At 39.4% G+C, this 1,748-nt stretch carries 1 protein-coding gene; it reads left to right on the forward strand.

Annotated features, from left to right (window positions below; translation table 11 throughout):
• Positions 1–519: 519 nt before the first annotated feature.
• Positions 520–1,512, forward strand: a complete 993-nt coding sequence (locus L2748_RS23760) for a catalase family peroxidase (RefSeq protein WP_220783612.1) — start codon at positions 520–522, stop codon at positions 1,510–1,512.
• The last annotated feature ends 236 nt before the right edge of the window (positions 1,513–1,748 follow it).

Consider the following 1,748-nt stretch of genomic DNA (forward strand, 5'->3'; position numbering starts at 1 on the left):
TTACAATAATTACATGACACCAACAGCGGCTGAAACGGCTGCGTAAATACGTATCCCCTATTGGTGTACAGTTTTAGTTGACCACATCAAATGGTGTCTCAATGCATAGAAGAATAATTTGGCTTACTTTTATTAATTCCATAAGCCTGAAAGAATGGTCTGTCCATAAGGATATAGTAAGTGTCTTGAAAACTGAGGGCTTACCAGCTTACCACAGCATTGCTTTCGGGTTAATCTAGAAGAACCAGAAACAATATCTTTACCAACAAATTGAAATTTTTTCTTGTTGTCTCCTGTCTTATGTATTGCTACTTAACCGAAGTCGTATTTTAGGATTAAATATGATGAAAATAGTAAATTTAACTATTGGTTTGGTGTACCGCCGGTGTGATTCAGTGTTTTTTGCTCTGGCAATTGTGGAGATTGAAACGAATCAAAGCGCACTAAAGGGATAGTTTCTATTTCTATCTCTTACTCTTACTTTTTTTATCTTTTTAGCTGTTCTATATAGGAGTTATCATGGGACTACCCCCTCTGTCTTTGTTTATTAATGCTAGTTTACTGACTGGTGTCACTTTCTTTTCATCTTTTGCTTTCGCTGCTGATAAAAGTAGTGCTGAATTAGTAGATGCAGTCAACGGTACGCGTGATACTGTCAGTCGCGAGGCGGGAAAAAAAGCCAAATTGCGCAATCATGCTAAAGGTTTTTGCACTTCAGGGTCCTTCGTTCCTAACCCAAAACTGCAGAACACTTTTGCTATTCCTTTTTTTAAACAAGCAGAAATTCCTATAACTGCACGTTTCTCGCTTGGAGGGAGAAATTTACATGCGTCAGATAAAAGTGTTGGGCGCTTTATGTCGCTTAAAATTGATGGTGATAAGGAGAGTCTAAATTTTGTGACAACTAACTCTCCAATCTTTTTTGCCAGCAATTTGGAGGAGTTTTTTAACTTTCAAACAAAGGTGAAACAGGGAGCTGAAGGCAAGCAATGGCTTGTAGATAATCAGCCTAATGCTAAAGCGTTTTTTGATTTCATCAAAACCTTGCCGCCTAGTGCCAGTTTTGCTAATAGCCGCTATTTTGGGGTTAACAGCTTTCTGTTTAGTGCAAATAATGGTGATGTTAAGCCTGGACGTTGGAGCTTTGAGCCTGTTGATGGAGTTGTTAATCTTAGCCAAACTCAGCTTGAAAAGTTACCAAACAACTTCTTAAAAGATGAATTATTAACTCGTATTCAACAAAAGCCTGCTGCTTGGGATCTTTATATTCAATTGGCAGAACCCAGTGATGAGATTAACGACCCTACAGTGTTGTGGCCAGAGACACGCCAACGCCTTTTAGTCGGGCAAGTGTTAATTGATGGCAGCAGAGACAATGAAAGTACAACTATGTTGTGTGACAGGGGAATATTTAATCCCGTATTATTACCAAAAGGGATTAAACCCTCCGCAGATCCAATTTTAAATGCTCGAACTCCCGCTTATATCGAATCATTTATCCGTCGCCAATAGTTAAAAATCAATTCGCCTCGCAATATGAGGCTAATTTAACAGCTATTTGTCTTAGTAGTGATAATATGAATTGTAAATTTTAGAGCCTACGCTCTAACTAAATAATGTCCAGGTACGTGCTAGCGGAATACTTCTGGCACGTTTCTGTCGGGTGGACGACACTTGTTGCCAAGTGCCGTCTCCCTAAGAACCCAGCGTGCAACTTTCACTGCACTGGGCTCAAGCCTCATATAAAG

Source organism: Shewanella sairae, assembly GCF_023283535.1.
In the GTDB taxonomy this organism is placed as follows: domain Bacteria; phylum Pseudomonadota; class Gammaproteobacteria; order Enterobacterales; family Shewanellaceae; genus Shewanella; species Shewanella sairae.

What these genes read in the sequence shown, in the direction of transcription:
- L2748_RS23760 (WP_220783612.1), top strand. Translation starts at nt 520, where the DNA reads ATGGGACTACCCCCTCTGTCTTTGTTTATTAATGCTAGTTTACTGACT.